Below are 23,981 nucleotides of genomic sequence, written 5' to 3'. Positions count from 1 at the left end.
CATCGGTCGGACCCTAGGGGTCTAGCGCGCATAGCGATCGCGGTGCTCGCCGTCGCTTTCGTCATAGCGCTGCTCGTCGTCGGCGGTATGGCGTTGGTGAACGCGCTGACCTCCAACAAGGAGGCCGCCCCCCCGGGCGCCTCCGGCCCGCCGGGGACCCGCGCCTCCGCGCCGGCCCACCCCTCCTCGACGGGGCAGCCCGCGCTGCTCATCAAGAACATCGGGGACATGCCGACGGTCGTCACCATCACCGGCGGCAACGACCGCCAGGTGCTCTTCCGGGGGCGGCTGAACCCGGGCGAGGGGCGCCAGTTCGACGACACGCCGCTCAGCGTGGTGGCGACCGACGCCGGACTGGTCCAGGTGTTCGTCTACGGCACGGAGCAGCCGAAGGCCGCCGGGCAGCGCGGCGAGTGGTCGGTCCCCAAACGCTGACGCACACGCGACGGCCGGCGCCCCCCGCGCGGGGGACGCCGGCCGTCGCGCAGGGTCACTCCATGCCGAGGTCGGCGACGCTGTAGGGGTGGCGGTACTCCAGGCCCTCTTCGGCGATCCGCGGGGCGGCGCCGCGCTCCAGGATCGTCGCGACGGCGACGACCTCGGCGCCCGCGGCGCGCAGCGCCTGCACCGCGGTCAGCACCGAGCCGCCGGTGGTGGAGGTGTCCTCCACCGCCAGCACCCGCCGGCCCGCCACGTCCGGGCCCTCGATGCGGCGCTGCAGGCCGTGCGCCTTGTCGGACTTGCGCACCACGAACGCGTCCAGCCTGCGGCCGCGCGCGGCCGCGGCGTGCAGCATCGCGGTGGCCACCGGGTCGGCGCCGAGCGTCAGGCCGCCGACGGCGTCGTAGTCCAGGTCGGCGGTCTCGTCCAGCATCACCCGGCCGACGAGGGGCGCCACCGCGCCGTCCAGCGTGACCCGGCGCAGGTCCACGTACCAGGACGCGCGCCGCCCCGAGGACAGCACGAAATCGCCGTGCACGACGGCCTTGTCCTTGATCTCTTGCAGCAGGTCATCACGATCGCTCACACTGAGAACCCTACGCGTCGCGCCCCGTGTCCGGGGACCCGAGCCCGCCCGAGGCGGGCGCTGTACGGTGGCCCGGGGCCGGTGGCCGCGCCCGGCTACCCCGGAGGTCGACGTTGACGCCTGGCACCCTGGTGCTGCTGCACGCCCCGCTGGACACCGCCGCCGCATGGGGCGACCTGCCCGAACTGCTGCGCTCGCGCGGCCACGACGTGGTCGCGCCGACCGTGGCCGAGGGCGGCGGCGCCCGGTACGTGGCCCGCGCCTCGCTGATCATCGCGGCGACCGATCCGGTGGCGCCGCTGGTGCTGGTCGGGCACGGCACGGCCGGGCCGCTGCTGCCGGCCGTCGCGCTGGCGCAGCGCGCCGCGCACCGCAAGGTCGGCGGCTACGTCTTCGTGGACGCGCTGCTGCCCCGCCCGCGCCGCGAGCACGAACATGAGCACGGGCACGGGCACGGGCCCGAGGGCGGGGCGGCCCCCGCCGTCCCGGCGGACTGGCCCGAGGCGCCCTGCGGCTACCTGCGCACCCACGCCGACCGGACGGCGTTCGCGGCCACCGGCGCCGCGGCCGGGCACGAGCAGGCCGTCCGGGAGGCCCGGCTGCGGGGCTGGCCGGTCGTGGAGCAGGAACCGCCCGTGACCGCCGGGCAGGCCCTCGGCGACCTGCTCGCCGCGCTCTGAGGACACGTGTTGACGGGCCGCGCTGAGGGGCTGCGCTCAGGGCCCGTGCTGAGAGGCCGCACGGCCTGAGCCGAGGGCACCGCTCTGCGGGCCGTGCGCCGAAGGTGCCCGTGCTGAAAGCTCCGCGTGCCAAGGGCATCGCGGTGACGACCGTGCTCTAGGGCGCGCGCCGAAGGCGGCCATGCCGAGAACGCCGCATGTTGAGGACAGCGCGGTGACCACCGTGCTGAGTGCCGCGAGGTGAAGGCGGCGCCCTGAGCGGCCCGTACGAGGAGTGCGGGGGCGGGGGTCAGGCGTTCTTCAGCAGGTCGTCCAGCAGGGCGTCGTAGTCGTCCTCGGGCTTGCCGAGGTCGACGCGGGCGCGGTAGCGCAGCCGCAGCAGCGCCTCCAGGCTGTCCTCGGCGAGCGCCACATCGTCGTCGGCCGCCGCGTCGGGCACCCCGGCCAGGCCGGTGCCGGTCGCGCGGTCGCGCAGCGCGAGGACGAGGTCGGCGCCGCTGGTCGCCCACTCGTGCGCGCCCGCCGCGTCGCCCTGGGCGTACAGCACCTCGGCGACCGCCCGGTAGACCTCGGGGTCGCGCGGGGAGTCGGCGCGGATCTGGTCGAGCAGCGCGCGCGCTTCGGCGGGGCGCTGCAGCTCGAACAGCGCGTCGGCCAGGTAGGCGCGCGGGTCGCCGTAGGTCTCGCCACCGTCCTGCACGGCCTTCTCGTAGAACTCCGCGGCCCTGCCGTGGTCGCCGGCGTGCTGCCACTGCTCGCCGGCGCGCAGCAGCACGTTGGCCCGCGACACCCCGCCGGACACCGCCTCGGCCAGCTCCCCGAGCCGCCGGGCCGCCGTGACGTGATCGCCGGTGCGCAGGGTGGCGAACTCCAGGTCGTCGAGATCGTCTTCCGTCACATGCGTCACGCCTCAACGCTACCCGGCGCCCGGCGGCCGAAGCGGGCGAATCGCGGATGATCGTGAATCTTCTACGCGTACGTGGTCGCGGGATGACCCGCGGCGCCGCCGCTACCTGCGGGAACGTTCGAGGGCGTCCCAGAAGCCGCGGCGCAGCGCGTGCCGGACCTCGTCGTGCAGCAGGAAGTCGATGGGCAGCGAGGAGCCCTGCAGCAGCCGCGCCTCCAGATCGGACGGCATCCGCGGCTTGCGGGCGAGCACCGCCTCCAGCCAGAGCGCGGGCGCGTCGCGGGCGACCGATTCGCCGAAGTCCTGGCCCTCCTTGTGCGCGGCCTTCACCGCGTCCGCCAGCGACGGGGTGTTCTGCTGCACCGGCAGCGGGGAGATCTGCTGCGGCCCGGTGTAGGGGCCGTGCTGCGAAACGGGCGGCATGCTGGGCGGCGGCATGCTGGAAGGCGGCATGGCGGGAGGCGGGGACGGCGGCGTGTACTGCGTGCTGCTGCTGGGCGGTGCCTGGGAGGCGGACGCCGAGGAGGGGGCCTGCTGCAGCGGGTTCACCGGAAGCGGCTGCGGGCCGCTGGAGGTCGATCCGAGCCCGGAGCCGTAGTTCGACCCGCTCCCGGAGGAGGAGGACGACTGGCTCGGCACGTACCCGCCCGTCTTGTACTCACCGGTGCTGTACTCGCCCGTGCTGTACTCGCCGGTCTTGTACTCGCCCGTGCCGTACTCGCCCGTGCCGTACCCACTGCTGCTCGAACCGCCGCGTCCGGCGGAGGAGGAGGTGGAGGCGGAGGACGGCTGCGCGGTGAGCGGCGTGGCGGGCGGCGGGCTGTTCTGCACCGTCGCCGACAGCGAGCCGAGGGACGAGGCGCTGCCGTGCCCGTTGGACAGCGGCGCCGCCGACAGCGCGGGTGTGGAGCCCGTGCCGCTGCCCGCGCCGCTGTCGATGCCCGAGAGCAGGTTGACGTAGGGGCGCAGGTGGCCGGCGCCGATCTCGATCAGGTCGTCGCACTCCTGGCGCAGCGCCCGCGAGATCGTCCAGTTGCCGTCGGCGGCGACGTGCACGACCGTCACCCGCACGCCGAGGTCCTGCGCGTCGGCGACGACCTGCGCCAGGTCCTCGTCGCCGCTGACCAGGACGGCGTCGGCGAGCGCGCCGCCGCGGGCGAGCGTCATCAGGTCGCGGTGGATCTCGGTGTCGACGCCCTCGCGGCGGCCCGGGCGGATCCGGCCGAGGCGCAGCTTCAGCCCGGGCAGGTCGGCGAGCGCCTCGTGCTCGGGCGCGCGGCGGCCCTCGACGGTGGCCTCGTACCAGTAGCAGCGCAGCAGCGGCAGGCCGGTGCGCTCGCGGGCGAGGTTGCCGAGCAGTTGCAGCAGGCCGCCGAAATCCCAGGAGACGGTCTCGCGGTGGCGGGTGCCGTGCACCGCCATGGCGCCGTCCGCCAGCAGATAGCCGGCGTCTACGAACAGCGCGCAGCGATCCATGCGACACCGCCTTTCCGGATGTCGGGACATGGGCCGGAGAGACCCGGGAATCCCTAGCCTAGTGAAGCCCGAAGGTCGCGTAGGCCGATCCGGCGAGCCGCCGCGGAACGCCCGCACGCCGCCCGCTCCGGGCGGGTACGGGATCGGCCCCTCGGATGTAGCGCGGACGCTACCAGCACATCCTTTCTGTCCGAAATACCCGCTTCATGATCTTTACGGAAAGGGCCGGGGCGGGGTTCGGTGCCCGGGCGGATTTCAACTGCGCATGGGCGCGGTGACCGTGACGACCCCCGCGAACAGGGCGTCCCGCCCGGTGGACAGGGAGAGGACGGGATGCCGCCCCAGGGTTACTGAGAAGTAATCGACATCTATCCCGAAAGTGAGCTTGGGGCCGATCGCGCCGTCCGCCGCCGAGTCCAGCACGTTGTCGGCGGAGCGGTCGCCGGTCTCGGGCGTGAGCGCCCGGCCGTCCAGGCTGAACCGGTCGCCGGTGAGCCCGGCGTCGCCCTCCCAGGCCACCAGCCCGATCCGGGCCGGGCGGGCGGCGGTGAGCAGGCCGTTCACCCGCGCCTCCAGCCGGTCGCCGGCCTGCGGGCCGAGCGCGCGGGCGTCGTCCAGCACCATCGCCTGCTGGAACGGCGCCTTCGGGTCCTCCACGACCGCGACCAGCGCCCAGCCCGCGTAGTGCGCGGTGCCCGGGACGGTCGGCACGTCCGCGCCCCACCAGGTGCCGCCGCCCGCCGCCCGCACCTGCTCGGTGACGTCGGCGAACGCCTGGTAGACGCCGAAGTCGGGCAACCGCCCGCGCCGCGTCTCGGCGGCCTTCACCGCCTGGTACGCGCCGCCGGGGCCGCGCAGCTTCGCGGTCGCCGGGACGTCGCCGTCGGCCACGCCCGACCAGTACAGGCCGGCCCACAGCACCTTGCCGCCCGCCGGGACGTCCAGGGTGGCGGCGCTGGAGGAGGAGGTGCCCTTGTCGTCGTCGCGGTCGATCGGGGTCATGTCCCAGAAGTCGTCGTCGCGCTCGTCGCCCTCGCGGTCCATCGCCCGGCGGCAGCCCGCGTCGGCGGTGTCGCAGCCGAGCAGCGCGTTGCCGGTCTGGACGGCGCGGACGTGGCCGTCGGCGGCGAACCGCGCGGGCATCCCGTCGGCGGCGACGCCCTCCTCGGCGCGGGCGGTGAGCGGCGCGCCGCCCGCGCGCAGCGTGACGGCCGGCGGGGTGTCGTAGGGCGCGGCGGCGCCCACCCGCACGTCCAGGTAGGCGGAGGTGGCCGAGCGGGCCGGCAGCGGCGCGTGCGTGCAGCGCACCGTCCCGCCCGCGCCCGGACGGCACGCCCAGCCGTCGCCCGGCGGCCGCAGCGGCGTGAACATCACCGAGTTGCGGCCGGTCGCGCCGCCCGCGTAGGCGACGTCGGGCGGCAGGTCCACGATGGCGAGGACGTCCTTGGACGGGCTCCCGCCGTCGTTGCGCACGGTCATCGCGACGATGCCGGGCTGCTGCCGCAGCAGCGTCCCGACGGTGCCGATGCGGGCGGTCATCTTCGCGGGAGGCTGCGCGGCCGGTGCCGCGGCGGGCTTCGGCGTGCTCGCGCCCGGCGCGGGCTTGGGCTTGGGCTTGGGCGCGGCCTTGGCCGGCGGCTTCGGTTTCGGCTTGCCGCCGGGCGCCCCCGGCTTGGCCGGCGGCGCGGGCGCGGGTGCGGCCGGGGCTGCCGCGGGCGGCTTCGGCCGCGGCTTGAGCGGCTCGCCGGTCGAGGCCAGCACCATCCCGCCCGCGAGCAGGCCCACCAGCACCGCCGCCGCGGCACCGGCCGTCGCCTGCTGCTGCCGCTTCGGCAGGTGCCGGAACCAGCCGAGGACGCCGCCGCCGGCGGCCAGGCCGCCGCCCTTGGCCGCCGCCAGGTAGGCGGCGGCCGCGGCGCCGAGCACCAGCGGGCCGAGACCCTCGCGCAGCGTGCCGTTGACGTCGGCGATCTCGGCGTAGATGGCCTTGCAGCGGGCGCAGTCGTCCAGGTGCCGCTCGACGGACCGCGCGTCGCGGCGGGCCAGGCCGTCGCGCACGTACGCGCCGAGCTTGTCCAGCACCGGGCGGCAGCGGTCGGTCGCGGGCGGGACGGCCGCGCCGGAGCCGATCGGCGCGTCCGGCTCGGCCAGGTGCATCTGCAGGTACGCCTGCCGCAGCCCCTCGCGGGCCCGGTAGGCCAGCGCCGCGACGCCGTTGGCGGTGAGGCCGAGCAGCGGCGCCACCTCGGCGGGCCGGGCGCCCTCGATCTCGGTGTGCCACAGCACCGCCTGCCAGCGCTCGGGCAGCGCCCGGAACGCCCGCACGATCATCGACCGCTCCAGGCCCGCCAGCGCCGGGTCCTCGAACGGCACCCCGGGGTCGAACACCTCGATCTCGTCGGTGGTGTGCAGCCGCTTCTCGCCCCGGTACCGGTCGTAGACGGTGCGCCGGACCGACGTCAGCAGGTAGGGGCGGAACCCCTCCTGCGGGCCGCCGCCGCGCTGCAGCACGTCCAGGATCTTGGCGAAGGTCTCCTGCACCGCGTCCTCGGCGGCGTCCCCGCCGATCAGGTGCCGGGCCAGGCCGCGCGCCGCGTCCAGATGGCGTTCGTACAACGTGCCGTAGGCGGCGTGCTCACCGGCCCGGATGCGGGCGATGAGCGCCGCGTCGCTGGCCTCGGCCACGGCGGTGTCCGTCACGCTCTCGCTCACAGGAGCCTCCTCGCCGGTGGCCCGCGGCGGCGGCGCGGGGGTCGCTTACTGGACGGCGGACCCGATGATCGCACAAGGTGACCGGCCGCACACCCAGTGTCGCGGAATTGGTCGCGCATCTCGCGTCATGACCCGGCCGGACCCCCGTGGGAGGGGCGGAACACGAACCGACGACCAGCTGAGGAGTGGCGTGATGGCGTACCTGTGGAGCGGGACCCAGGCCGGCGGCCGGCTCGCCCCGGGCCCGGACGAACTGCGCGAGCGGTGGCGGGCGCGCAGCGCGGAGACCGGCTGGGTGATGCCCGCCGACTGGTGGGCGCCCGCCGTCGAGTTCGTGCTGGCGGCGGCCTGCGACGGCCACGGCCTCGCCGCCGCCTGCGCCCGGCTCGGCCAGGCGCGCGGCCGCGCCGGCGTCGGGATCGCCGAGACCCTGGGCGACCTCGGCGCGCTGTTCACCGAGCTGCGCTGGCCGCACCCGCCGCTGGCGCTGGTGCGTTGCACCGCCGAGGGCTGGGCCGAGTCGGGCCTGCTGCCGCCCGCGGGGACCTGCGAGGACCCGCTCACCGGCCTGATGACCCCGGCCTACCTGCGCAGCAGGCTGGCCGAGCTGTACCGGACGGCCGCCGCGCCCGGCGGCCACGTCCTGGTCATGGTCGACCTGCCCGAGAACACCGAGCCGTGGCAGCGGCTGGCCCGCGCCGTCGTCGTCGGGCACGACCTGCGGACGGTGTTCACCGGCGGCGAGACGCTGTCGCTGGTCGGCACCGGCCGCGTCGTGGCCCTCGCCCCGGCCGGGCCCGGCCTCGGCCGCGCGGTGGCCGGTGCGCGCGAGCTGCTCGCGCGCACCCTGGAGGGCGAGGACCTGGAGGTGTGGGTGGAGCGCCTGCCGTGCGACCTCACCGTGGCGCTGGCGCTGCTGGAACTGCCGGCGGGCGGGTGAGCCGCGGGCCCGCCGCGGCGAGGGGGCGCGGCGGGCCCGCTCAGCCGGCGATCCGCACGCCCGCCAGCTGCCTCATGTCGGTCTCCGACGCCGGGGTGTCCCAGCGGACCCGGCTGGTCCGCCCCGTCAGCTCCACGGTCGCGACCGCGTTGTCGAACCAGGGGCCGTCGGTCAGCCGCCACCGCAGCGGCGGCAGCGGCACCTTCGCCCGCCGGGCCAGCAGCCGGGTGATCCCCGCCATCGGCCGGGTGACGCCGAGCCGCTGCGCGAACCGGAAGTGCGCCGGCAGCGGGTTGCGGAACGGCGAGCACACCAGCTGCGCGATCTGCGACGTCGTCTCGGGCGACGTCACCCGCGCCACATACGAGTAGTGCACGTCGCCGGACAGGAACGCGATGGTCGCGGGGGGCGCGCCCCGCTCGCCCCGCCCGACCGCGACGATGTCCTTGGCGACCTCGTTGAACGACTTCTCGAACGCGCCCCAGTGCTCCAGGTCGGCGGCCTGGCGGACCTTCTCCCCGAACCGGCCCGCGCGCGCGCCCCAGGCGCCCGCGGCGACGGCCTCGTTCCACGCCTCCGCATGGTGGATGGCGGGGGCGAGCAGATACGGCAGTGAGCTGGCGATGAGCAGATGGTCCATGCCGCCCTGCAGCCGGCCGTCCAGCCACTGGAACTCGTCGTCGTCGAGCATGCCCCGGCGGTCCTCGGTCAGCAGCCGCGAGCAGCGGCTGTCCACCACCACCAAGCGGGTGCCGCCCCAGTCGTGCGAGTAGCTCCACCGGGTGGACGCGGGCTCCTTGTCGGCCTTCTCGGCGAACTCGTCCAGCAGCGGCCCGGCGTCCTCGCCCTTCGCCGCCGCCTCCAGCACCGCCCGGTAGACCGGGTCGGCGGCCCGCTCGCCCGGCGCGAGGTTGCCCAGGTGCTGGTACACCCAGTACGAGGCGATGCCGCCGACGATCCGGTCCCGCCACCACGGCTTGGCCCACATCTGCTGCCGCCACGTGAAGGAGGTGTTCCAGTCGTCGCGGATGTCGTGGTCATCGAAGATCACCAGCGTCGGCACGGTGGACAGCAGCCACTGCACCGCCGGGTCCTCCCGCCACGCCAGCGCGTACAGGTGGGTGTAGTCCTCGTAGTCGGCCAGCTCGTCCTCGGGCTCGGTGCCGGGCTCGCGCCGCGCGCGGATGAACGTGCGCATCTCCTCGCTGAGCTCGTCGGCGTACACCTGGTCGCCGACCATCAGCAGCACGCTCGGCCAGGCCGCGTCCGGGTCGTCGGTCAGCCGGTGCGCGAGCGCGGCGAGCGCGTCGACCCCGAACACCTTGGCGGTGTCGGGGGCCCGGCGGCACGACCCGAACGAGATGCGCAGCGTCTCCCGCGCGTCCATCGTCCTGATCTGGCTGGCCGGGAACCGCGTCTCCCGGGCCGGCCACACCGTCTTCCCGTCGAGCGCCACCTGGTAGGGGACGCGCGCGCCCGCCTCCAGGCCGTCGACCTCCACGAGCGCGTAGTGGTGCCCGTGCACCGTGAACGTCGAGGCCCGCGCGTCGAGCCCGTGCTCGTCGTCGAAGACGCGCACCTCGCAGGGGTGGGCGGTCTCGACCCAGATCGTCGCGGTGTGCTCACCGACATGCCGCAGCAGCGGGCCCAGTACCAAAGCCGTCATCTGGCCTCTCTAGCCGACCGAGGGGGCTTTCGTCCATTCTTTCCGCGGCTCGGCGGGCCGGGAAGGCTCAGCCGCCGATGAGGGGGAGCACCTGGCTGCAGACCGGCTGGACCGCGTGCGCCGGGTCGAGGGAGTTGAGCATGACGCGGAGCGCGACGTGGTCGTAGGCGATCGCCAGGTGCTCGGTGTAGTCCTGCTCGCAGAGGTCCTGGACGGTGATGTTGGTGACGTCCGGGCCGGTCAGGTAGGTCGACCGGTAGGGGGTGACGACCTGGTCGTACTTGGTGGCGATCACGGTGTAGCGCACGCCGGGCATGGTGTCGCCGCCGGTGTTGAGCTTGGTGAGGACGGCGGATCCGGGGGCCTGCTGGGCCCAGGCGGGGCCGGCGAGGGCGTCCAGGGGGACCTGCAGGAAGGGGAAGGTCTTCAGCAGGTCGGCGAAGCCGCTCACGCTGGCGCCGTGGTTGCTGGGGGCCAGGCCGACCAGGTTGGCGACCTTGGCGGCGCCGCCGAGGAACTTCAGGTACCAGCGCGGCGTCACCCCGCCGCCCTGCGAGTGGCCGACGAGGTCGACCTTGTCGCTGCCGGTCGCGGCGAGGACCTTGTCGACGAACGCGGCGAGCTGGCCGGCGGAGGTGGGGATGTCGCCGGTCGCGGTCAGGACGCCGTAGCCGCCGTAGTTCAGGGCGAAGACGCAGTAGCCGTTGTTCTTCAGCAGCGGCGAGATGGCGTTGAAGTTGAGCGCCATCGTGGCGCTCGTCCCCTCGACCAGCACCACCGGGCGCGGGTGGGCGGCGCTCGGCTTGCAGGAGAAGTCGTTGGCGCCGGGCGGCGGCGCGCTGGAGAACTGCCCCGGGAGGCCGGCCAGCGAGTTGTAGACCACCGGCAGCGGGGTGTCGGCACTGGCCGGGCCCGGCACTGAGAACGCCGCCAGGGCGGCGAGTGCCGGGCCGAGGATCGCGATACGGCGCCAGGACCTGCGGGATGTACGGGGCATGGGGGGCTCCTCCGGCTGCGTGTGGCGGGCGCCACACGCGGTGCTCATGGAACCAGTGCGCCCGAATCCCGCTCTATGGAGTTCTCACGCAAGTTGTCCGGCCCGGCTTGTGGCCGCGGACAACTTCCGCCGCCTGATCAGGGCTTGCGGTAGGTGACGTGGGTGACCATGTCGGTGCCCGTCGTCCGGACGGGCTGCAGGCCGAGGTCGGCGACGCCGGCGAACAGGCGCTCCCCGGCGCCCAGCAGCACGGGGGCGATGTGCAGCCGCAGCTCGTCGATCAGCCCGGCGGACAGGTACTGGTTCACGGTGCTGGCGCCGCCGGCGACCGACACGGTGCGGTCGCCGGCGGCGGCGCGGGCCAGGTCCATCGCCTCGGTGATGCCGCCGGTGACGAAGTTGAAGACGGTGCCACCCTCCATGGTGACCGGCTCGCGCGAGTGGTGGGTGAGGACGAACACCGGCGCGTGGTAGGGCGGGTTCTCACCCCACCAGCCGTTCCAGTCCTGGTCCCAGTCGCCGCGCACGGGGCCGAACATGTTGCGGCCCATGATGTAGGCGCCCGCCTCCGTGATGGCCTCGATCTCCGCCGTGTTGGCCTCGGCCTGCTCGAACATCCAGCGGTGCAGCAGCTCGCCGTTCTCGCCGAGCGGCGTGTCCAGGCTCTGGGCCGGGCCCGCCACGAAACCGTCCACCGACATCGCGATGTCACAGGTGACCTTGCTCATCGTCCGTCTCCTTGCTGCGCCGGCGCCCTTTCCGGGTGCCTCTTGCCCACTGGTCGGAGCGGCGGCCGGGTTCTCGACATCGCCGGAGAAGTTTTTCCCGAGGGAGCCGTAGAGGAAGCGGACCGTCGCATCTTCGATGCCGAACGCGGCGACGTCGGCCGCGTCACCGCCGCGGCCCGCGCCGCCCTCGGCGGGGCGGGGTTCGGCCGCTACTTCGATGAGGGACTCAGGTCGGATCTGAGCACTTTCGCTCAAGACGGCGCTGATCATCCATGGCACGCTCCTGCCCATGGACAAAGCCGGACGTAACCCCACGGTGGTGCTGGCCACCGCCGCGAGCGGCCTCGGTGTGCTGGTCAACGCCGCGTCCGGGCTCGGCGCGCCGTCCCAGCTGATCGGCGGCTGGCCGGGGGTGACCGCGCTGTCCGCCGAGGTGCACGTGCACACGGCGATGCCCGTCGCCGCCGTCGTCGCCGGCCTGCTGCTGATCCGCCGCTGGCCGTGGCTGCTGCTCGGCGGCTCCCTGCTCACCCTCCCCGCCGTGCTGACGCCCTACATCACGCAGTTCGGCGCGCACCCCTCCCTGCGCACCCTCGGCTACGCCGGGACGTGGCTGGTGCTGATCGCCGTCCTCGCCGCCGCGCAGGAGCTCATGGAGGCCAGCGCGACCGGCGCCGGGGCCGCCCTCTGCGGCTGCACGGCGGGCGCCCTCCTCACCGGGGCGGCGTTCGTCGGCGCCGCCTGGCTGAGCCTTCCGGCCGGCGTGAACGCGGCGCACCTGCTGCTCGCCCTCGCGGGCGCCGCCGGTGGGGCGGTGGCCGTGGCACGGCTGCGCGGCGCGGCCGGGCCGCGCCCGCACGCGCTGCCGGTGATCGCGGGCGGGCTGGCGGCGGCCCTGGTGTTCGTCACGCCGGTGCTGACCACCTCCCGCGCCGCCCGCATCCTGGAGGTCTCGGCGGACTCGCTGGCGCGCCGCGACGCCGCGCAGTCCGCGCTGACCGGCCTGGTGATCCTGGGGTGCGCGGTGCTGATCGCGACGCTGGCGGGGGTGTGGGGCCTGGCGGGCGTCGCGGCGGCGGCGACCGTGCAGGCCGGCGTCGCCGCGCCGCTGCTGCTCGGCTCCTACGGCGTGGCCTTCCACCGGACGGCCGGGCTCGCCGCCGCGCTGACCGGCCTCGTCGCGGGCGCCGTCCTGGCCCGGACGAAGTGGCGGACGCCCGTCGCGGCCGGCGGCACGGTGCTGTGCGCGCTGGTCCTGCTGATCGCGGTGGCCGCGACCGGCGGCGCCCCGGAGAAGATCGTCGCGCAGGGCCGGTGGATCCCCGCCGCCCTGCTGCTCGCCCTGCTGGTGGCCACGGCGACCTGCACCGTCGCGGCCGCCGCCCGGGTCACCACCCGGCGCGGCGGGACGCCCGCGGTGCTCGGCCCGGTCCTCGCCGCGCTCGTCGCGGGCGGCCAGGGCGCGCTCGCCGCGGCGCAGCTCGACAACGGCCAGGCCGAGTCGAGCATGCTCGCGGGCGTGCACCACCTCGGGCCGTCGCTGGGGCTGGTCCTGGCCGCCGGCGCGCTGGTCGCCGGCATCGGCGCGGTCCGCTGGCTCACCGCGCACGCTTCGGAACGTCCGAGTCCCGGGTCACAATACTGATCATGTCCGACGAACTGCCCGAAGAGGCACGCCGCCACCGCGACGCCGGGCGCACGATGACGCTCGGCGGCTACGACATCTTCGTCACCGACCAAGGCGCCGGGGACCTGCCGGTGCTGCTGCTGCACGGCTTCCCCGGCTCGTCCTGCGACTGGCGCGCCGTGCAGGCCCGGCTCGCCGCCGAGCACTGCGTGATCGCCTTCGACTTCCTCGGCCACGGCCTGTCGGACAAGCCCGCGGGCGCCTCCTACTCCCTGTTCGACCAGGCCGACCTGGCCACCCTCGTCGCCGTCGCGCACGGTGTGGAACGGTGCGTCGTGGTCGCGCACGACATGGGCGACACCGTCGCGGCCGAGCTGCTGGCCCGCCAGAACGCGGGCGAGCTGCCGTTCACGATCGAGCGCACCGTCCTCACCAACGGCTCGATCTTCATCGACATGGCGCGGCTCAGCGACGGCCAGCAACTCCTGCTGTCCCTGCCCGACGAGACCCTGGCCGATCCGCTGCCCCGCGACCTGCTCCGCCGCAGCATCGCCGACTCGTTCCCGCCGGGCTGGGCCGACTCTCCCGAGGTGGACGCCCTGGTCGCCCTGGTGCTCCACGACGACGGCGACCGCCTGCTGCCGCGCCTCATCCGCTACATCGAGGAGCGCCGCCGCCACCAGGACCGCTGGACCGCCGCCCTCGTGGACTACGCCGGCCCGCTCACCGCGATCTGGGGCGAACTCGACCCGATCGCCGTGGCCGACATGCCCCGCCGCCTGGCCGTCCTCCGCGCGGGGACCGAACTGGTCCTGTGGCCCGACGTGGGCCACTGGCCGTCCATCGAGGCCCCCGACCGCCTGGCCGACGCTCTCCTGGACATCCTCAGCGGATGAACCAGAGGCAGACCGCCGTGACGGTATGCACGGCCAGCAGCAGCCGCGCGGGCCACGCGAGCCGGCGAACACGGGTGAGCGCGGCGGCGGTCAGCACGGTCGCCGCGCCGCCTTTCACGAAGAAGAAGATCCCAAAGATAGGCCAGGGATAGCTGAATCCCAGGAACCAGAAAACGGAGGAAGCCGCATACAGCACCATGCTCCACCGCAGTGGCCCCATGGAGACCTGGGGGACGTTCTGGACCAGCGCACCGGTCAACGCGAGGATCAAGATCGCCACGACGACGAGCCCCAGCGCGACCGGCCATGCGATCAGCAACAGGCCCGGCCCGTTCGCGACCAGATAAACAATGGTCAGCAACGTGGCGAAGTCCCAGACGGGCATCACGAAGGTGCCCAGCGATCCCAGCACCAGGAACAGCGACACCAGCCGCCACACCGGCTTCCTGGCGAGCGTTCGCAACGGGTGGACCCGGCGCATGCGTCCGGCGTCGGCTTCCTCGGCCATGCGCACCTAGCACGCCCGCGCCATCGCGCGGATGAGCGCGAAGACCAGGAACGGCGCGGCGACGACGGTCACCGCACCGGGCCAGCTGTGGCGCAGCGAGCCCACGCCGCCGCCGATCAGGTCGCTGCCGATCCACACGGCGAGGAACGCCCAGACGGGCAGCACGAACGTGCCGATCAGGCCCGCCATCAAGCACAGCGCCAGCAGACGCCACACCGGCCGGAGAGCCGGTTCGCCGTTCACCGGGCGGTCCGGCGGAGGCGGGCGCGGACGGCGCGGCGCACGACCGGGCCGAGATCGTCCAGCACCGACATGAGCATCGCCAGCTCGTCCAGCGCCCCGGTCGCCTGGCGGGCCGCGTCCGCGTCGACGCCCGCGTACAGCTCCAGCCCGATGAACGACGACGCGAGCGCCCGGGCGAGGCCGCCGACGTGCACGAACTCCGCGAGCGGGGTGCCGGCCAGGACGCGCGCCAGCACGGCCTCGACCTCGCGCGTCCACAGCGCCAGGCCCGCCGCCGTCGCCTCGGCCAGCTTGGGGTTGGCCTGCCCGCCCGCCAGGAGCTGCGCGAGCACCGTGAAGTTGCCGGCCGCCTGCTCCTCCTCGCGGACGGCGCGGCCCAGCTCGACGAGCCCGCCGATCGAGTCGATCCCGGCGAACCGCTCCCGGTAGCGCGCCACCCGGCTCTCCGCGCCGTGCCCGAGGGCCGCGACGAGCAGATCGTCGACGGTCCCGAAATGGTAGAAGACCAGCGCCTGGTTGACCCCGGCGGCGGCCGCGATGACCCGGGCCGAAGCACCGGCGATCCCGCGCGTGCGCAGGACCTCCAGCGCTCCTTCCAGCAGCTTGACGCGTGTTTCCATGCTTCCCCGATGCTCGTTTGAGCGACTGCTCAACGGAAGCGTAGCGCTCCCTTGAGCAGTCGCTCAAACAGAGCCGGGTGAGTACGGGTGCTCAGGGCGGGGTGGGGTTGACCCCACCCTCGATCAGGGGGGCTACACGGATGTGGTGGCGGGCGGCGGCGGCCTAGGTTCGAAAGTGCAGGCAACGCACGACAGGGGGAACATCATGGACGCGCATCACACCACCGGACCGCGGAAGGGCGGCAGGCTGCGGCGGCGGGCGCTCGTGGCCGTCGCGCTCGTCGCGGCGGGGGCGATGGGCTCGGTGACCCCGCCGCCCGCGCACACCGGAGCCGGCACGCTCTTCCACGGCATCGTGGCCAAGCCATAAGTTCTCTTTGGATGTCATCCAGGAAACCCAGGTCTACCTATGAGGACGCGGGTGGGTGAGGATGGCGCGCATGATGCGGACCATCGGACTCATCGGCGGCATGAGCTGGGAATCGTCGGCCGAGTACTACCGGCTGCTCAACGAGGGGACCCGGCGGCGGCTCGGCGGGCACCACTGCGCGCCCAGCCTCATGCTCACCGTGGACTTCGCCGAGATCGAGGCCATGCAGCGCGCGGGCGAGTGGGACGAGGCCGGGCGGCGCCTCGCCGAGGCCGCGGCGACCCTCGAACGGGCCGGCGCGGACCTGATCATGCTGTGCACCAACACCATGCACCACGTCGCGGACGCCATCGAGGCCGCGACCCGCGTGCCGTTCGTGCACATCGTCGACGCCACCGCGGAGCGGATCGCCGCGGCGGGGCTGACCACCGTCGCGCTGCTGGGCACCCGGTTCACCATGGAGATGGAGTTCTACCGGCGCCGGATGCTCGACCACGGCGTCCAGGTGATGGTGCCGGACGAACCGGACCGCACGCTCGTGCACGACGTCATCTACCAGGAGCTCACCCAGGGCCGCGTCGAGGACTCCTCCCGCAAGGACTACCAGCGCATCATCGGGGAGCTGGCCGGGCGCGGCGCGCAGGGCGTCGTCCTCGGCTGCACCGAGATCACCCTGCTGATCGGCCCGCGGGACGTTCCGCTCCCGGTGTTCGACTCCACCCGCGTCCACGTCGAGCGCGCCCTCGACCTCGCCGTCACTCGTTGACGCGGGTGGCGACGGCGGCGCCCTCGGCGAGCAGCCCGCCGTCCGCCGGGTCGTCCCGGCCGAGCAGCCGGAACAGGATGCGCTCGGCGGTCGGCCGGGCGGCCGGGTCGCGCGCCAGCGACCGCACGACCAGGTCGGCGAGCGGAGCCGACGCCGCCTCGGCGAACCCCGCCAGGTCGGGCTCGCCGTACAGCTTGCGGTGCATGACCTGCTGCACCCCGTCGGCGCCGTGCGGCGGGCGGCCGAGCGCGGCGTAGACGAGCGTGCACGCCCACGCGTACACGTCGGCGGCCGGGCCGACCGCGCCGCCGCGCACCTGTTCGGGCGCCATGTAGGCGGGCGTGCCGATCGCCTGGCCGGTCAGCGACGCCGCGTCCAGCGCGCGGGCCACCCCGAAGTCGATCACCCGCGGCCCGTCCGGGGCGAGCAGCACGTTGTCGGGCTTGAAGTCGCGGTGCACGATGCCGGCCTCGGCGATCGCGGCCAGCGCGGTGATCGTGCCGATCGCGAGCCGGTCCAGCGCCGCGCCCGAGCGGGTGCCGCGCACCGCGATCGCCTCGCGCAGCGACGGGCCGTCCACGAACTCGCTGACCACGTAGGGCCGCCGTCCCTCGAAGCCGGACTCCAGCACCTGCGCGGTGCAGAACGAGGCGACCCGGCGGGCCGCCGCGACCTCCCGCTGGAACCGGTCGTGCGCCTGCGGGCTCCGGGTGACCTCCGCGCGCAGCACCTTGATCGCGACCTGCCCGCCGGACGCGTCCTCGCCCAGGTAGACCACGCCCTGCCCGCCCGCGCCGATCCGCCGCACGATCCGGTACCGGCCGAGCGCGCGCGGGTCGCCGGGCTCCAGCTCGTCGGCGCCCGGCAGCAGCAGCGTCGAGGTGGGCGGCGCGGGGACGACCTCGGCGACGTCCCCGGCGGTCAGCTGGACGGTGGCGGCGAGCCGCCGCTCCAGGGCGGGCAGCACGGTGCCGGTGAGGCGCTCCTCCTCCGCCCGGTCACCGGCCCGCCGGGCCTGCTCGGCCTGCGCCCGCCGCCGCTCGACGAGCCCCGCCAGCTTGGCCGCCTCCGCCTGCCGCCGCTGCCGCGCCTCCGCCAGGACGCGCAGCAGCCCGGCGTGCCCGGCGAGGGCCTCGGCCACCAGGTCCGGGGGCGCCTCGGCGCCGGGACGCGCGCCGCCGCCCAGCCGGTGCCGCGCGGCGGCCTCGTCGAGCAGGTCGATGGCCTTCTCCGGCTGGAACCCGGCGGTGACGTGCCGGCCCGCGAGCGCGGCGGCCGCCACCAGCGCGTCGTCGCCGATCGCCAGCCGGTGGTGCTCCTCGTACCGGGGCCGCAGGCCGCGCAGGATCGCCACGGTGGCGTCGAGGTCCGGCTCGTCCAGCGGGACCGGCCGGAAATGCCGGAACAACCCGGGCAGCCGCTCGGCCCACGCGCGGTGCCCGGCGGGCGTGACGGTCGCGACGACCCGGACCCCGGCGTCCGCCAGCAGCCACGCCAGCAGATCGGGCAGGGAGCCGTCGGACGCCACGGCGGTGTGCAGGTCGTCCAGCGCGACCACCGCGCCGTCCGCCAGCGCCGCGCGGAACGCGGCCCGATCCGCCACCGGCCCGGTCAGCGCCAGCAGCCGGACGGGGGCGAGCGCATGCGCGAGCCCGCCGAGCACGGCCGACTTGCCGACGCCGGACTCCCCGACCAGCAGCGGATTGCCCCGGTCCCGGCGCCCGAGGACCCCGACCAGCCGCCGGATCACCTCGTCCCGCCCCAGCACCGGCTCCCGCCCCGCCGCCAGATCCGCCAGATACGACGGCAGCGCACGGGCAGGACCCGGCTGAGAAGACGAAGCGGGGCCTGCCGCAGGCCTGGACGGTTGTTGGTTCGGGGGGTGCGCGGGTCCCGGCGCCATTTCAGGGCGCGGTTGCGGAGGTGACGTGTGGCCTGTCGCCGATCTGGGCGGTTGCTGGTTCGAAGGGTGCGCAGGTCCCAGCGCCGGTTCAGGGCGTGGTTGGGGAGGTGATGCGTGACCTGCTGCAGGCCTGGGCGGTTGCTGGTTGGAGGGGTGCACGGGTCGCGGCGCCGCTTGGGGGCGCGGTTGCGGAGGTGACGCGGGACCTGTCGCCGATCGGGACGGTTGTTGTTCCGAAGACTGGGCGGGATCAGATGCCGGTCGAGAGGGCTGCGGGTCCCGGGGTTGTGCGGGTCCGGGGGCTTGTGGGGTCGGAGAGTGCGCTGGGCCTGGTGCCGGTTCGGAGGGGTGCGGGGGCCGGGAGTGGCCGGATGCGGCCTGGGCGGCGGCGGCCTGGAAACGGACGAACGCCTCACGCAAGGACGGCACGTCCGCGCCGTGGCGGGCCAGCAGGGCGCCGCAGCCGTCGCCCTCCTCCGCCAGCGCGATCAGCATGTGGCCCGCCGAGATGGCCGGGTCGCCCAGTTCCCGCGCGTGCCGGGCGGCGGCCCGCATCACCGCGACGCCCGCCCGCGACAGCGGCGGCGTCGGGCCGGACCGCACCAGCGACACCGTCGCGGACGGCCGCCCGGCCAGCGCGGCGGCCTCCGCGCGCAGGTCCGCCGGGTCGGCGCGCACCGCCCGCAGCAGCGCGGCGGCCCGGTCCAGCAGCGCCAGCAGCAGGTGCGGCGGCTCGGTCCGGACATGCTCGGACGCGGTGGCGAGGGCCACCGCGTCCGTCAGCGTCCGTTTGGCGCCGTCGGTCAGATCGAGTTCCACGCTGGTCGGCTCCGCCCGGGCAAATGATCCGCGTTCACGTCATTGTGCCCTCAGGCGGAGCCGTTCGCGTCCCTCTATTTGACGACCGTGAGCCCGCGGGCGGGGCCGACGGTGAGGGTGTCGGCGGCCTCGTCCAGGTCGACCAGCACCTCGTCGCCGTCGCGGATCTCGCCGCTCAGCAGCTCGCGGGCGAGCTTGTCGCCGATCGCGGTCTGCACCAGCCGGCGCAGCGGCCGCGCCCCGTACAGCGGGTCGTAGCCGGTGAGCGCGAGCCACTCGCGGGCCGCGTCGGTGACCTTCAGCCGCAGCTGCCGGTCGGCCAGGCGGCGGGCCAGGCGGTCGACCTGCAGGTCGACGATCCGGGTCAGCTCCTCGGTGGACAGGGCGTCGAACAGGATCACGTCGTCGAGCCGGTTCAGGAACTCGGGCTTGAACGCCGTCCGCACCGCCGTCATGACGGCCTCGCGCTTGGCGCCGTTCTCCATCGTCGGGTCGACCAGGAACTGCGACCCCAGGTTGGAGGTCAGGATCAGGATCGTGTTGCGGAAGTCGACCGTGCGGCCCTGCCCGTCGGTGAGCCGCCCGTCGTCCAGGACCTGCAGCAGGACGTCGAAGACCTCGGGGTGGGCCTTCTCCACCTCGTCGAGCAGCACCACCGAGTAGGGGCGGCGCCGGACGGCCTCGGTGAGCTGGCCGCCCTCCTCGTAGCCGACGTATCCGGGCGGCGCGCCGACCAGGCGGGCCACCGAGTGCTTCTCGGCGTACTCGCTCATGTCGATGCGGGTCATCGCCCGCTCGTCGTCGAACAGGAACTCCGCGAGGGCCTTGGCCAGCTCGGTCTTGCCGACGCCGGTCGGGCCGAGGAACAGGAACGAGCCGGTGGGGCGGTCGGGGTCGGCGACGCCGGCGCGGGCGCGCCGGACCGCGTCCGACACCGCGCGCACCGCGGCGGACTGGCCGATGAGGCGGCGGCCGAGCTCGTCCTCCATCCGCAGCAGCTTCTCGGTCTCGCCCTCCAGGAGCCGGCCGGAGGGGATGCCGGTCCACGACCCCACCACGTCGGCGACGTCGTCGGGGCCGACCTCCTCCTTGACCATGGCGTCGCGGTCGTCGGCGGCCTCGGCGGCCTGCGCCAGCTGCTTCTCCAGCTCGGGGATCTCGCCGTAGGTGAGCCGCGCGGAGGTCTCCAGGTCGCCGTCGCGCTGGGCCCGCTCGGCCTCGCCGCGGGCGGCGTCGATGCGCTCCTTGATCTCGCCGACGCGGTTCAGCCCGGCCTTCTCCCGCTCCCAGCGGGCGACCAGGGCGTTCAGCGACTCCTGCTTGTCGGCCAGGTCGCGGCGCAGCCGCTCCAGCCGCGCCTTGGACGCCTCGTCGGTCTCCTTGGCGAGGTTCAGCTCCTCCATCTTCAGCCGGTCCACCGCGCGCTGCAGCTCGTCGACCTCGACGGGCCGCGAGTCGATCTCCATGCGGAGCCGGGACGCGGCCTCGTCGACCAGGTCGATGGCCTTGTCGGGCAGGAACCGGGCGGTGATGTAGCGGTCCGACAGCGTCGCCGCGGCGACGAGCGCCGAGTCGTTGATCTGCACCTTGTGGTGCGCCTCGTAGCGGCCCTTCAGCCCGCGCAGGATCGCGATGGTGTCCTCGACGGTCGGCTCGCCGACGAAGACCTGCTGGAAGCGGCGCTCCAGCGCCGGGTCCTTCTCGATGCGCTCGCGGTACTCGTCCAGCGTGGTCGCGCCGATCATGCGCAGCTCGCCGCGGGCCAGCATCGGCTTCAGCATGTTGCCGGCGTCCATCGCGCCCTCGGCGGCGCCGGCGCCGACCATGGTGTGCAGCTCGTCGATGAACGTGACGACCTGCCCGTCGCTCTCCTTGATCTCGCCGAGGACGGCCTTCAGCCGCTCCTCGAACTCGCCGCGGTACTTGGCGCCGGCGACCATCGCCGACAGGTCCAGGGAGACCAGGCGCTTGCCGCGCAGCGACTCGGGCACGTCGCCGGCGACGATCCGCTGGGCGAGGCCCTCCACGACGGCGGTCTTGCCGACGCCCGGCTCGCCGATCAGCACCGGGTTGTTCTTGGTGCGCCGCGACAGCACCTGCACCACGCGGCGGATCTCGGTGTCGCGGCCGATGACGGGGTCGAGCTTGCCGTCGCGGGCGGCGGCGGTGAGGTCGACGCCGTACTTCTCCAGCGCCTGGTAGGTCTCCTCGGGGTTCTCGGAGGTGACGCGGGCGTGCCCGCGGACCTTCTCGAACGCGTCCAGCAGCGCCTGCGGGGTCGCGCCGGCGTCCTTCAGCAGCGCGGCGGCGGGGCCGCCGTCGGCGGCGAGGCCGACGAGCAGGTGCTCGGTGGAGACGTACTGGTCCTGCAGTTCCTCGGCGCGGTGCTCGGCGGTCGCCAGCACCCGCTGGAGCTGCCCGCCGATGCGCGGCTCGGGCACGGTGGCGCCGCTGGCCTTCGGCAGCCGCGCCAGCTGCTCCTCGGCGAGGCGGCGGATGGCGGCGGGGTCGGCGCCGACGGCCTCCAGCAGCGGCGCGGTGGTGCCCTCGGGCTGCGCCAGCAGCGCCGCCAGCAGGTGGACGGGCTCGATCTGGGGGTTCCCCTCGGTCGCGGCCCGCCGGATCGCGACCGTCATCGCCTCGCGGCTCTTCAGGGTCAGGTTGCTGCTCATCTACGGCTCCCCGTGGAAGGTCCTAGTCCCGGTTGCGCTCGTGCCACACCACGACGCCGGTGCGGCGGATCGGCACCAGGTCGGATCCTGGAGTGCCACCGGAGGCCCCGCCCCGCCGCTGCTGCTGCGCGAGGCGCGCGGCGACGGCACGGGTCGATTCGAGTTCGTTGCTGAGTTCCTCCAGCGCGCGGCGCGCCAGCGCCAGCTCGTCGTGCAGGCGGGCGTTGTCGCGCTGGAGTTCGAGGATGTGCTTGATGCCCGTCAGGTTGATGCCCTCCTCCTGGGAGAGCCGCTGGATCTCGCGGAGCATCACGATGTCGCGCATCGAGTAGCGGCGGCCCCGCCCGGCCGTGCGGCCGGGGGAGACCAGGCCGAGCCGGTCGTAGGTCCGCAGCGTCTGCGGGTGCAGCCCGGACAGCTGCGCCGCCACCGAGATCACGTAGACGGGGGTGTCGTCGCCGAACGGGGCGGTGCTCATGGCGCCTACTCCTCCTTGGCCTGCTGCAGCAGCTCGGCGCGCAGGTCCTCGCCGCCGCCCGCCGCGCGCAGCCGCTCCAGCGCCGCGCGGGTGTCGTCGTCGATCTTCTGCGGGATCTGCACGGCGACGGTGACCAGCAGATCGCCCTTGGTGCCGTCGCGCCGGGTCGCGCCGCGGCCCTTGACCCGCAGCACCCGGCCGTTGGGGGTGCCCTCGGGCAGCCGCAGCGTCACCGGCTGGCCCTGGAACGTGGGCACCTTGATCTCGCCGCCGAGCGCGGCCTCGGCGAACATCACCGGGACCTCCAGCGTCAGGTTGTCGCCGCTGCGCCCGAACACCGCGTGCGGCAGCACCTTGATGTTGACGTACAGGTCGCCGTGCGGGCCGCCGTTCTCGCCGGGGGCGCCCTTGCCCTTCAGCCGGATCTTCTGGCCGTCGGCGACGCCCGCGGGGATGCGGGCCTGGATGGTGCGGGTGCCGGTGGCGCGGCCGCTGCCGCTGCAGGTGGGGCACGGGTCGTCGACGACCAGGCCGCGGCCGTGGCAGACATGGCAGGGCTCCTGGAAGCCGAACTTGCCGAGGTTGCGGGTCTCCTGGCCGGTGCCCTCGCAGTTCGCGCAGACCCGCGGCACGGTGCCGGACTTGGCGCCGGTGCCGTGGCAGGTCGGGCAGGCCGCCTCGCTGGTCAGCTTCAGGGGGACGGTCACGCCGTTCATGGCGCGGCCGAACGACAGCGTCACCTCGGTCTCGATGTCGGCGCCACGACGGGCCCGCCGGGCGCCGGTGCCCGGACGGGTCGCCCCGCCCCGGTTGAACAGCCCGCCGAACAGGTCGCCGATGCGTTCCCCGGTGCCGGCGCCGCCGCCCTGCTGCCCGAACAGGTCGCCGAGGTCGAACCCGAAGCCGCCGCCCGGCTGGCCGCCGCCGCGGAACCCGCTCGGCATGGAGCGGACCGCGTCGTACTCCTTGCGGCGCTTGTCGTCCGACAGCACCGAGTGCGCCTCGGAGATCTCCTTGAAGCGCTCCTCGGCCTCGGCGTCGCCCTTGTTGGTGTCGGGGTGGTACTTGCGGGCCAGCTTGCGGTACGACTTCTTGATCTCGTCGGTCGTGGCGGTCTTCGAGACACCGAGGACCTTGTAGTAGTCCTTGTCCAGGTAGTCCTTGGTGCTCACAACGCCCCGCTCTCCGCTACTGCCGAAACCTCATGTCGTTCATGCCCCGGGCGGCCCCGCCCCGTGCGGGACGGGGCCTTCCGGGTTTGGTGCTACTCGCCCGCGCCGGCGGCGTCGCCGCCCGCCTCGGGCTCGGCGACCGCGACGCGCGCGGGCCGCAGGATCCGCTCACCGATGCGGTAACCGGGCTGCAGGACGTTCACCACGCTCGTCTCGGTCACGTCCGGCGAGTACGAGTGCATGAGCGCCTCGTGCACGTTCGGGTCGAACGCCTCGCCGGGCTCGCCGAAGCGCTCCAGGCCGAGCTTGCCGGTGGTGGCCTCCAGGGCCTCGGCGACCGACTTGAACCCGCCGGTCAGCTCGTTGTGCTCGCGGGCCCGGCCGATGTCGTCCAGGATCGGGAGCAGGTCGCCCAGCACGTTGCCGACCACGTGCTCGCGCAGCTGACCCTTGTCGCGGTCGACGCGCTTGCGGTAGTTGGCGTACTCGGCCTGCAGCCGCTGCAGGTCGGCGGTGCGCTCGGCGAGCTGCTCCTTGAGCGCGGCGGCCTCGCCGTCCGCGGCGGGCGCCGGCCCGGCGGCCGGGGCCTCGGGGGACGGCGTCGCCGCCGCCTCCCGCACCTCGCCGGTCTCGGGGTCGATGCGCCGCCTGTCGCGGATCACGGGACCGTCCTGCTCCTCGCCCTTACCGGGGGAGGTCACGGCGCCTCCTCGCCTAGCGGCTCGGAGCCGCGTGTCCTCGGGTGCTCCATCATTTTGTTCGCTTCGCTCACGG

At 74.5% G+C, this 23,981-nt stretch carries 22 protein-coding genes and 1 pseudogene; 7 read left to right on the top strand and 16 right to left on the bottom strand.

Annotation, left to right across the window (positions count from 1 at the left end):
* Window positions 1-42 precede the first annotated feature (42 nt).
* A complete protein-coding gene (locus ACRB68_RS14990) occupies window positions 43-435 on the top strand; it encodes a hypothetical protein (protein ID WP_328594227.1) in 393 nt (130 codons plus the stop codon).
* Window positions 436-490: 55 nt separating this feature from the next.
* On the opposite strand, the gene pyrE is transcribed toward ACRB68_RS14990, so the two are convergent.
* Window positions 491-1,027 carry an orotate phosphoribosyltransferase gene (gene pyrE, locus ACRB68_RS14985; RefSeq protein ID WP_328594226.1) on the bottom strand — a complete coding sequence of 179 codons (537 nt, stop codon included), beginning with the start codon at window positions 1,025-1,027 and terminating at the stop codon, window positions 491-493.
* 113 nt (window positions 1,028-1,140) lie between these two features.
* Between pyrE and ACRB68_RS14980 the strand changes: the two genes are divergently transcribed.
* On the top strand, window positions 1,141-1,707 hold the full coding sequence (locus ACRB68_RS14980) for a hypothetical protein (protein ID WP_153533084.1): 567 nt from the start codon (window positions 1,141-1,143) through the stop codon (window positions 1,705-1,707).
* Window positions 1,708-1,996: 289 nt separating this feature from the next.
* On the opposite strand, the gene ACRB68_RS14975 is transcribed toward ACRB68_RS14980, so the two are convergent.
* The 3 genes from ACRB68_RS14975 to ACRB68_RS14965 all read right to left on the bottom strand — a co-directional run bounded on the left by ACRB68_RS14975 (window position 1,997) and on the right by ACRB68_RS14965 (window position 6,802).
* Window positions 1,997-2,614, bottom strand: coding sequence for a tetratricopeptide repeat protein (locus ACRB68_RS14975; RefSeq protein WP_328594225.1), 618 nt, complete (start codon window positions 2,612-2,614; stop codon window positions 1,997-1,999).
* 102 nt (window positions 2,615-2,716) lie between these two features.
* On the bottom strand, window positions 2,717-4,090 hold the full coding sequence (locus tag ACRB68_RS14970; RefSeq protein ID WP_153533083.1) for an NYN domain-containing protein: 1,374 nt from the start codon (window positions 4,088-4,090) through the stop codon (window positions 2,717-2,719).
* A gap of 255 nt (window positions 4,091-4,345) precedes the next feature.
* Entirely contained in the window at window positions 4,346-6,802 is a 2,457-nt protein-coding gene (locus ACRB68_RS14965) for a sigma-70 family RNA polymerase sigma factor (RefSeq protein ID WP_328594224.1), read from the bottom strand.
* A 193-nt stretch (window positions 6,803-6,995) separates the two neighbouring features.
* On the opposite strand from ACRB68_RS14965, the gene ACRB68_RS14960 reads away from it, so the two are divergent.
* Window positions 6,996-7,742 carry a hypothetical protein gene (locus tag ACRB68_RS14960; protein ID WP_153533082.1) on the top strand — a complete coding sequence of 249 codons (747 nt, stop codon included), beginning with the start codon at window positions 6,996-6,998 and terminating at the stop codon, window positions 7,740-7,742.
* A 40-nt stretch (window positions 7,743-7,782) separates the two neighbouring features.
* Here ACRB68_RS14960 and ACRB68_RS14955 read toward each other — a convergent pair whose 3' ends face one another.
* From ACRB68_RS14955 to ACRB68_RS14945, 3 genes are all read right to left on the bottom strand, one after another.
* Window positions 7,783-9,408 carry an alkaline phosphatase D family protein gene (locus ACRB68_RS14955; RefSeq protein WP_153533081.1) on the bottom strand — a complete coding sequence of 542 codons (1,626 nt, stop codon included), beginning with the start codon at window positions 9,406-9,408 and terminating at the stop codon, window positions 7,783-7,785.
* A 67-nt stretch (window positions 9,409-9,475) separates the two neighbouring features.
* Window positions 9,476-10,405 (bottom strand): esterase/lipase family protein, encoded by a 930-nt coding sequence (locus tag ACRB68_RS14950; RefSeq protein ID WP_153533080.1) that lies wholly within the window; start codon window positions 10,403-10,405, stop codon window positions 9,476-9,478.
* A gap of 137 nt (window positions 10,406-10,542) precedes the next feature.
* The gene (locus ACRB68_RS14945; protein WP_153533079.1) at window positions 10,543-11,133 is read right to left on the bottom strand and encodes a dihydrofolate reductase family protein; all 591 of its coding nucleotides are present in this window, start codon (window positions 11,131-11,133) and stop codon (window positions 10,543-10,545) included.
* A 289-nt stretch (window positions 11,134-11,422) separates the two neighbouring features.
* Between ACRB68_RS14945 and ACRB68_RS14940 the strand changes: the two genes are divergently transcribed.
* Both ACRB68_RS14940 and ACRB68_RS14935 read left to right on the top strand, forming a co-directional pair.
* Window positions 11,423-12,778 carry a hypothetical protein gene (locus ACRB68_RS14940; RefSeq protein ID WP_153533078.1) on the top strand — a complete coding sequence of 452 codons (1,356 nt, stop codon included), beginning with the start codon at window positions 11,423-11,425 and terminating at the stop codon, window positions 12,776-12,778.
* Between the two features lie 2 nt (window positions 12,779-12,780).
* Window positions 12,781-13,656 carry an alpha/beta fold hydrolase gene (locus ACRB68_RS14935; protein ID WP_153533077.1) on the top strand — a complete coding sequence of 292 codons (876 nt, stop codon included), beginning with the start codon at window positions 12,781-12,783 and terminating at the stop codon, window positions 13,654-13,656.
* On the opposite strand, the gene ACRB68_RS14930 is transcribed toward ACRB68_RS14935, so the two are convergent.
* From ACRB68_RS14930 to ACRB68_RS14920, 3 genes are read right to left on the bottom strand one after another with little or no spacing between them, the layout of a single operon-like run.
* Window positions 13,646-14,164, bottom strand: a complete 519-nt coding sequence (locus ACRB68_RS14930; protein WP_153533076.1) for a hypothetical protein — start codon at window positions 14,162-14,164, stop codon at window positions 13,646-13,648. The genes ACRB68_RS14935 and ACRB68_RS14930 overlap by 11 nt on opposite strands.
* A 6-nt stretch (window positions 14,165-14,170) precedes the next feature.
* On the bottom strand, window positions 14,171-14,380 hold the full coding sequence (locus ACRB68_RS14925) for a hypothetical protein (RefSeq protein ID WP_194293318.1): 210 nt from the start codon (window positions 14,378-14,380) through the stop codon (window positions 14,171-14,173).
* A gap of 23 nt (window positions 14,381-14,403) precedes the next feature.
* A complete protein-coding gene (locus ACRB68_RS14920; RefSeq protein ID WP_153533074.1) occupies window positions 14,404-15,027 on the bottom strand; it encodes a TetR/AcrR family transcriptional regulator in 624 nt (207 codons plus the stop codon).
* A gap of 205 nt (window positions 15,028-15,232) precedes the next feature.
* Between ACRB68_RS14920 and ACRB68_RS14915 the strand changes: the two genes are divergently transcribed.
* Together ACRB68_RS14915 and ACRB68_RS14910 are read left to right on the top strand one after the other, a co-directional pair.
* Entirely contained in the window at window positions 15,233-15,397 is a 165-nt protein-coding gene (locus tag ACRB68_RS14915) for a hypothetical protein (RefSeq protein ID WP_153533073.1), read from the top strand.
* 70 nt (window positions 15,398-15,467) lie between these two features.
* Window positions 15,468-16,163 carry an aspartate/glutamate racemase family protein gene (locus ACRB68_RS14910; RefSeq protein ID WP_235959390.1) on the top strand — a complete coding sequence of 232 codons (696 nt, stop codon included), beginning with the start codon at window positions 15,468-15,470 and terminating at the stop codon, window positions 16,161-16,163.
* On the opposite strand, the gene ACRB68_RS41245 is transcribed toward ACRB68_RS14910, so the two are convergent.
* The 6 genes and pseudogenes from ACRB68_RS41245 to grpE form a co-directional block, all read right to left on the bottom strand.
* On the bottom strand, window positions 16,153-17,931 hold the full coding sequence (locus tag ACRB68_RS41245) for a protein kinase domain-containing protein (RefSeq protein WP_328594222.1): 1,779 nt from the start codon (window positions 17,929-17,931) through the stop codon (window positions 16,153-16,155). The two genes, ACRB68_RS14910 and ACRB68_RS41245, sit on opposite strands and share 11 nt — an antisense overlap.
* Before the next feature lie 552 nt (window positions 17,932-18,483).
* Window positions 18,484-18,837 (bottom strand): annotated as a pseudogene (locus ACRB68_RS42820) (Clp protease N-terminal domain-containing protein); the annotation flags it as partial.
* 122 nt (window positions 18,838-18,959) lie between these two features.
* Window positions 18,960-21,557 (bottom strand): ATP-dependent chaperone ClpB, encoded by a 2,598-nt coding sequence (clpB, locus tag ACRB68_RS14900; RefSeq protein ID WP_153533071.1) that lies wholly within the window; start codon window positions 21,555-21,557, stop codon window positions 18,960-18,962.
* A 22-nt stretch (window positions 21,558-21,579) separates the two neighbouring features.
* Window positions 21,580-22,035 carry a heat shock protein transcriptional repressor HspR gene (locus ACRB68_RS14895; protein ID WP_153533070.1) on the bottom strand — a complete coding sequence of 152 codons (456 nt, stop codon included), beginning with the start codon at window positions 22,033-22,035 and terminating at the stop codon, window positions 21,580-21,582.
* A 5-nt stretch (window positions 22,036-22,040) separates the two neighbouring features.
* Window positions 22,041-23,207 (bottom strand): molecular chaperone DnaJ, encoded by a 1,167-nt coding sequence (dnaJ, locus tag ACRB68_RS14890; RefSeq protein WP_328594220.1) that lies wholly within the window; start codon window positions 23,205-23,207, stop codon window positions 22,041-22,043.
* Between the two features lie 92 nt (window positions 23,208-23,299).
* Window positions 23,300-23,908: a nucleotide exchange factor GrpE gene (gene grpE / locus ACRB68_RS14885; RefSeq protein ID WP_328594219.1), complete on the bottom strand. Its 609-nt coding sequence runs from the start codon at window positions 23,906-23,908 to the stop codon at window positions 23,300-23,302.
* Window positions 23,909-23,981: the final 73 nt, after the last annotated feature.

It is taken from the genome of Actinomadura macrotermitis, from assembly GCF_009604375.1.
GTDB lineage: Bacteria > Actinomycetota > Actinomycetes > Streptosporangiales > Streptosporangiaceae > Spirillospora > Spirillospora macrotermitis.
This window is presented reverse-complemented; position numbering and strand designations above follow the sequence as displayed.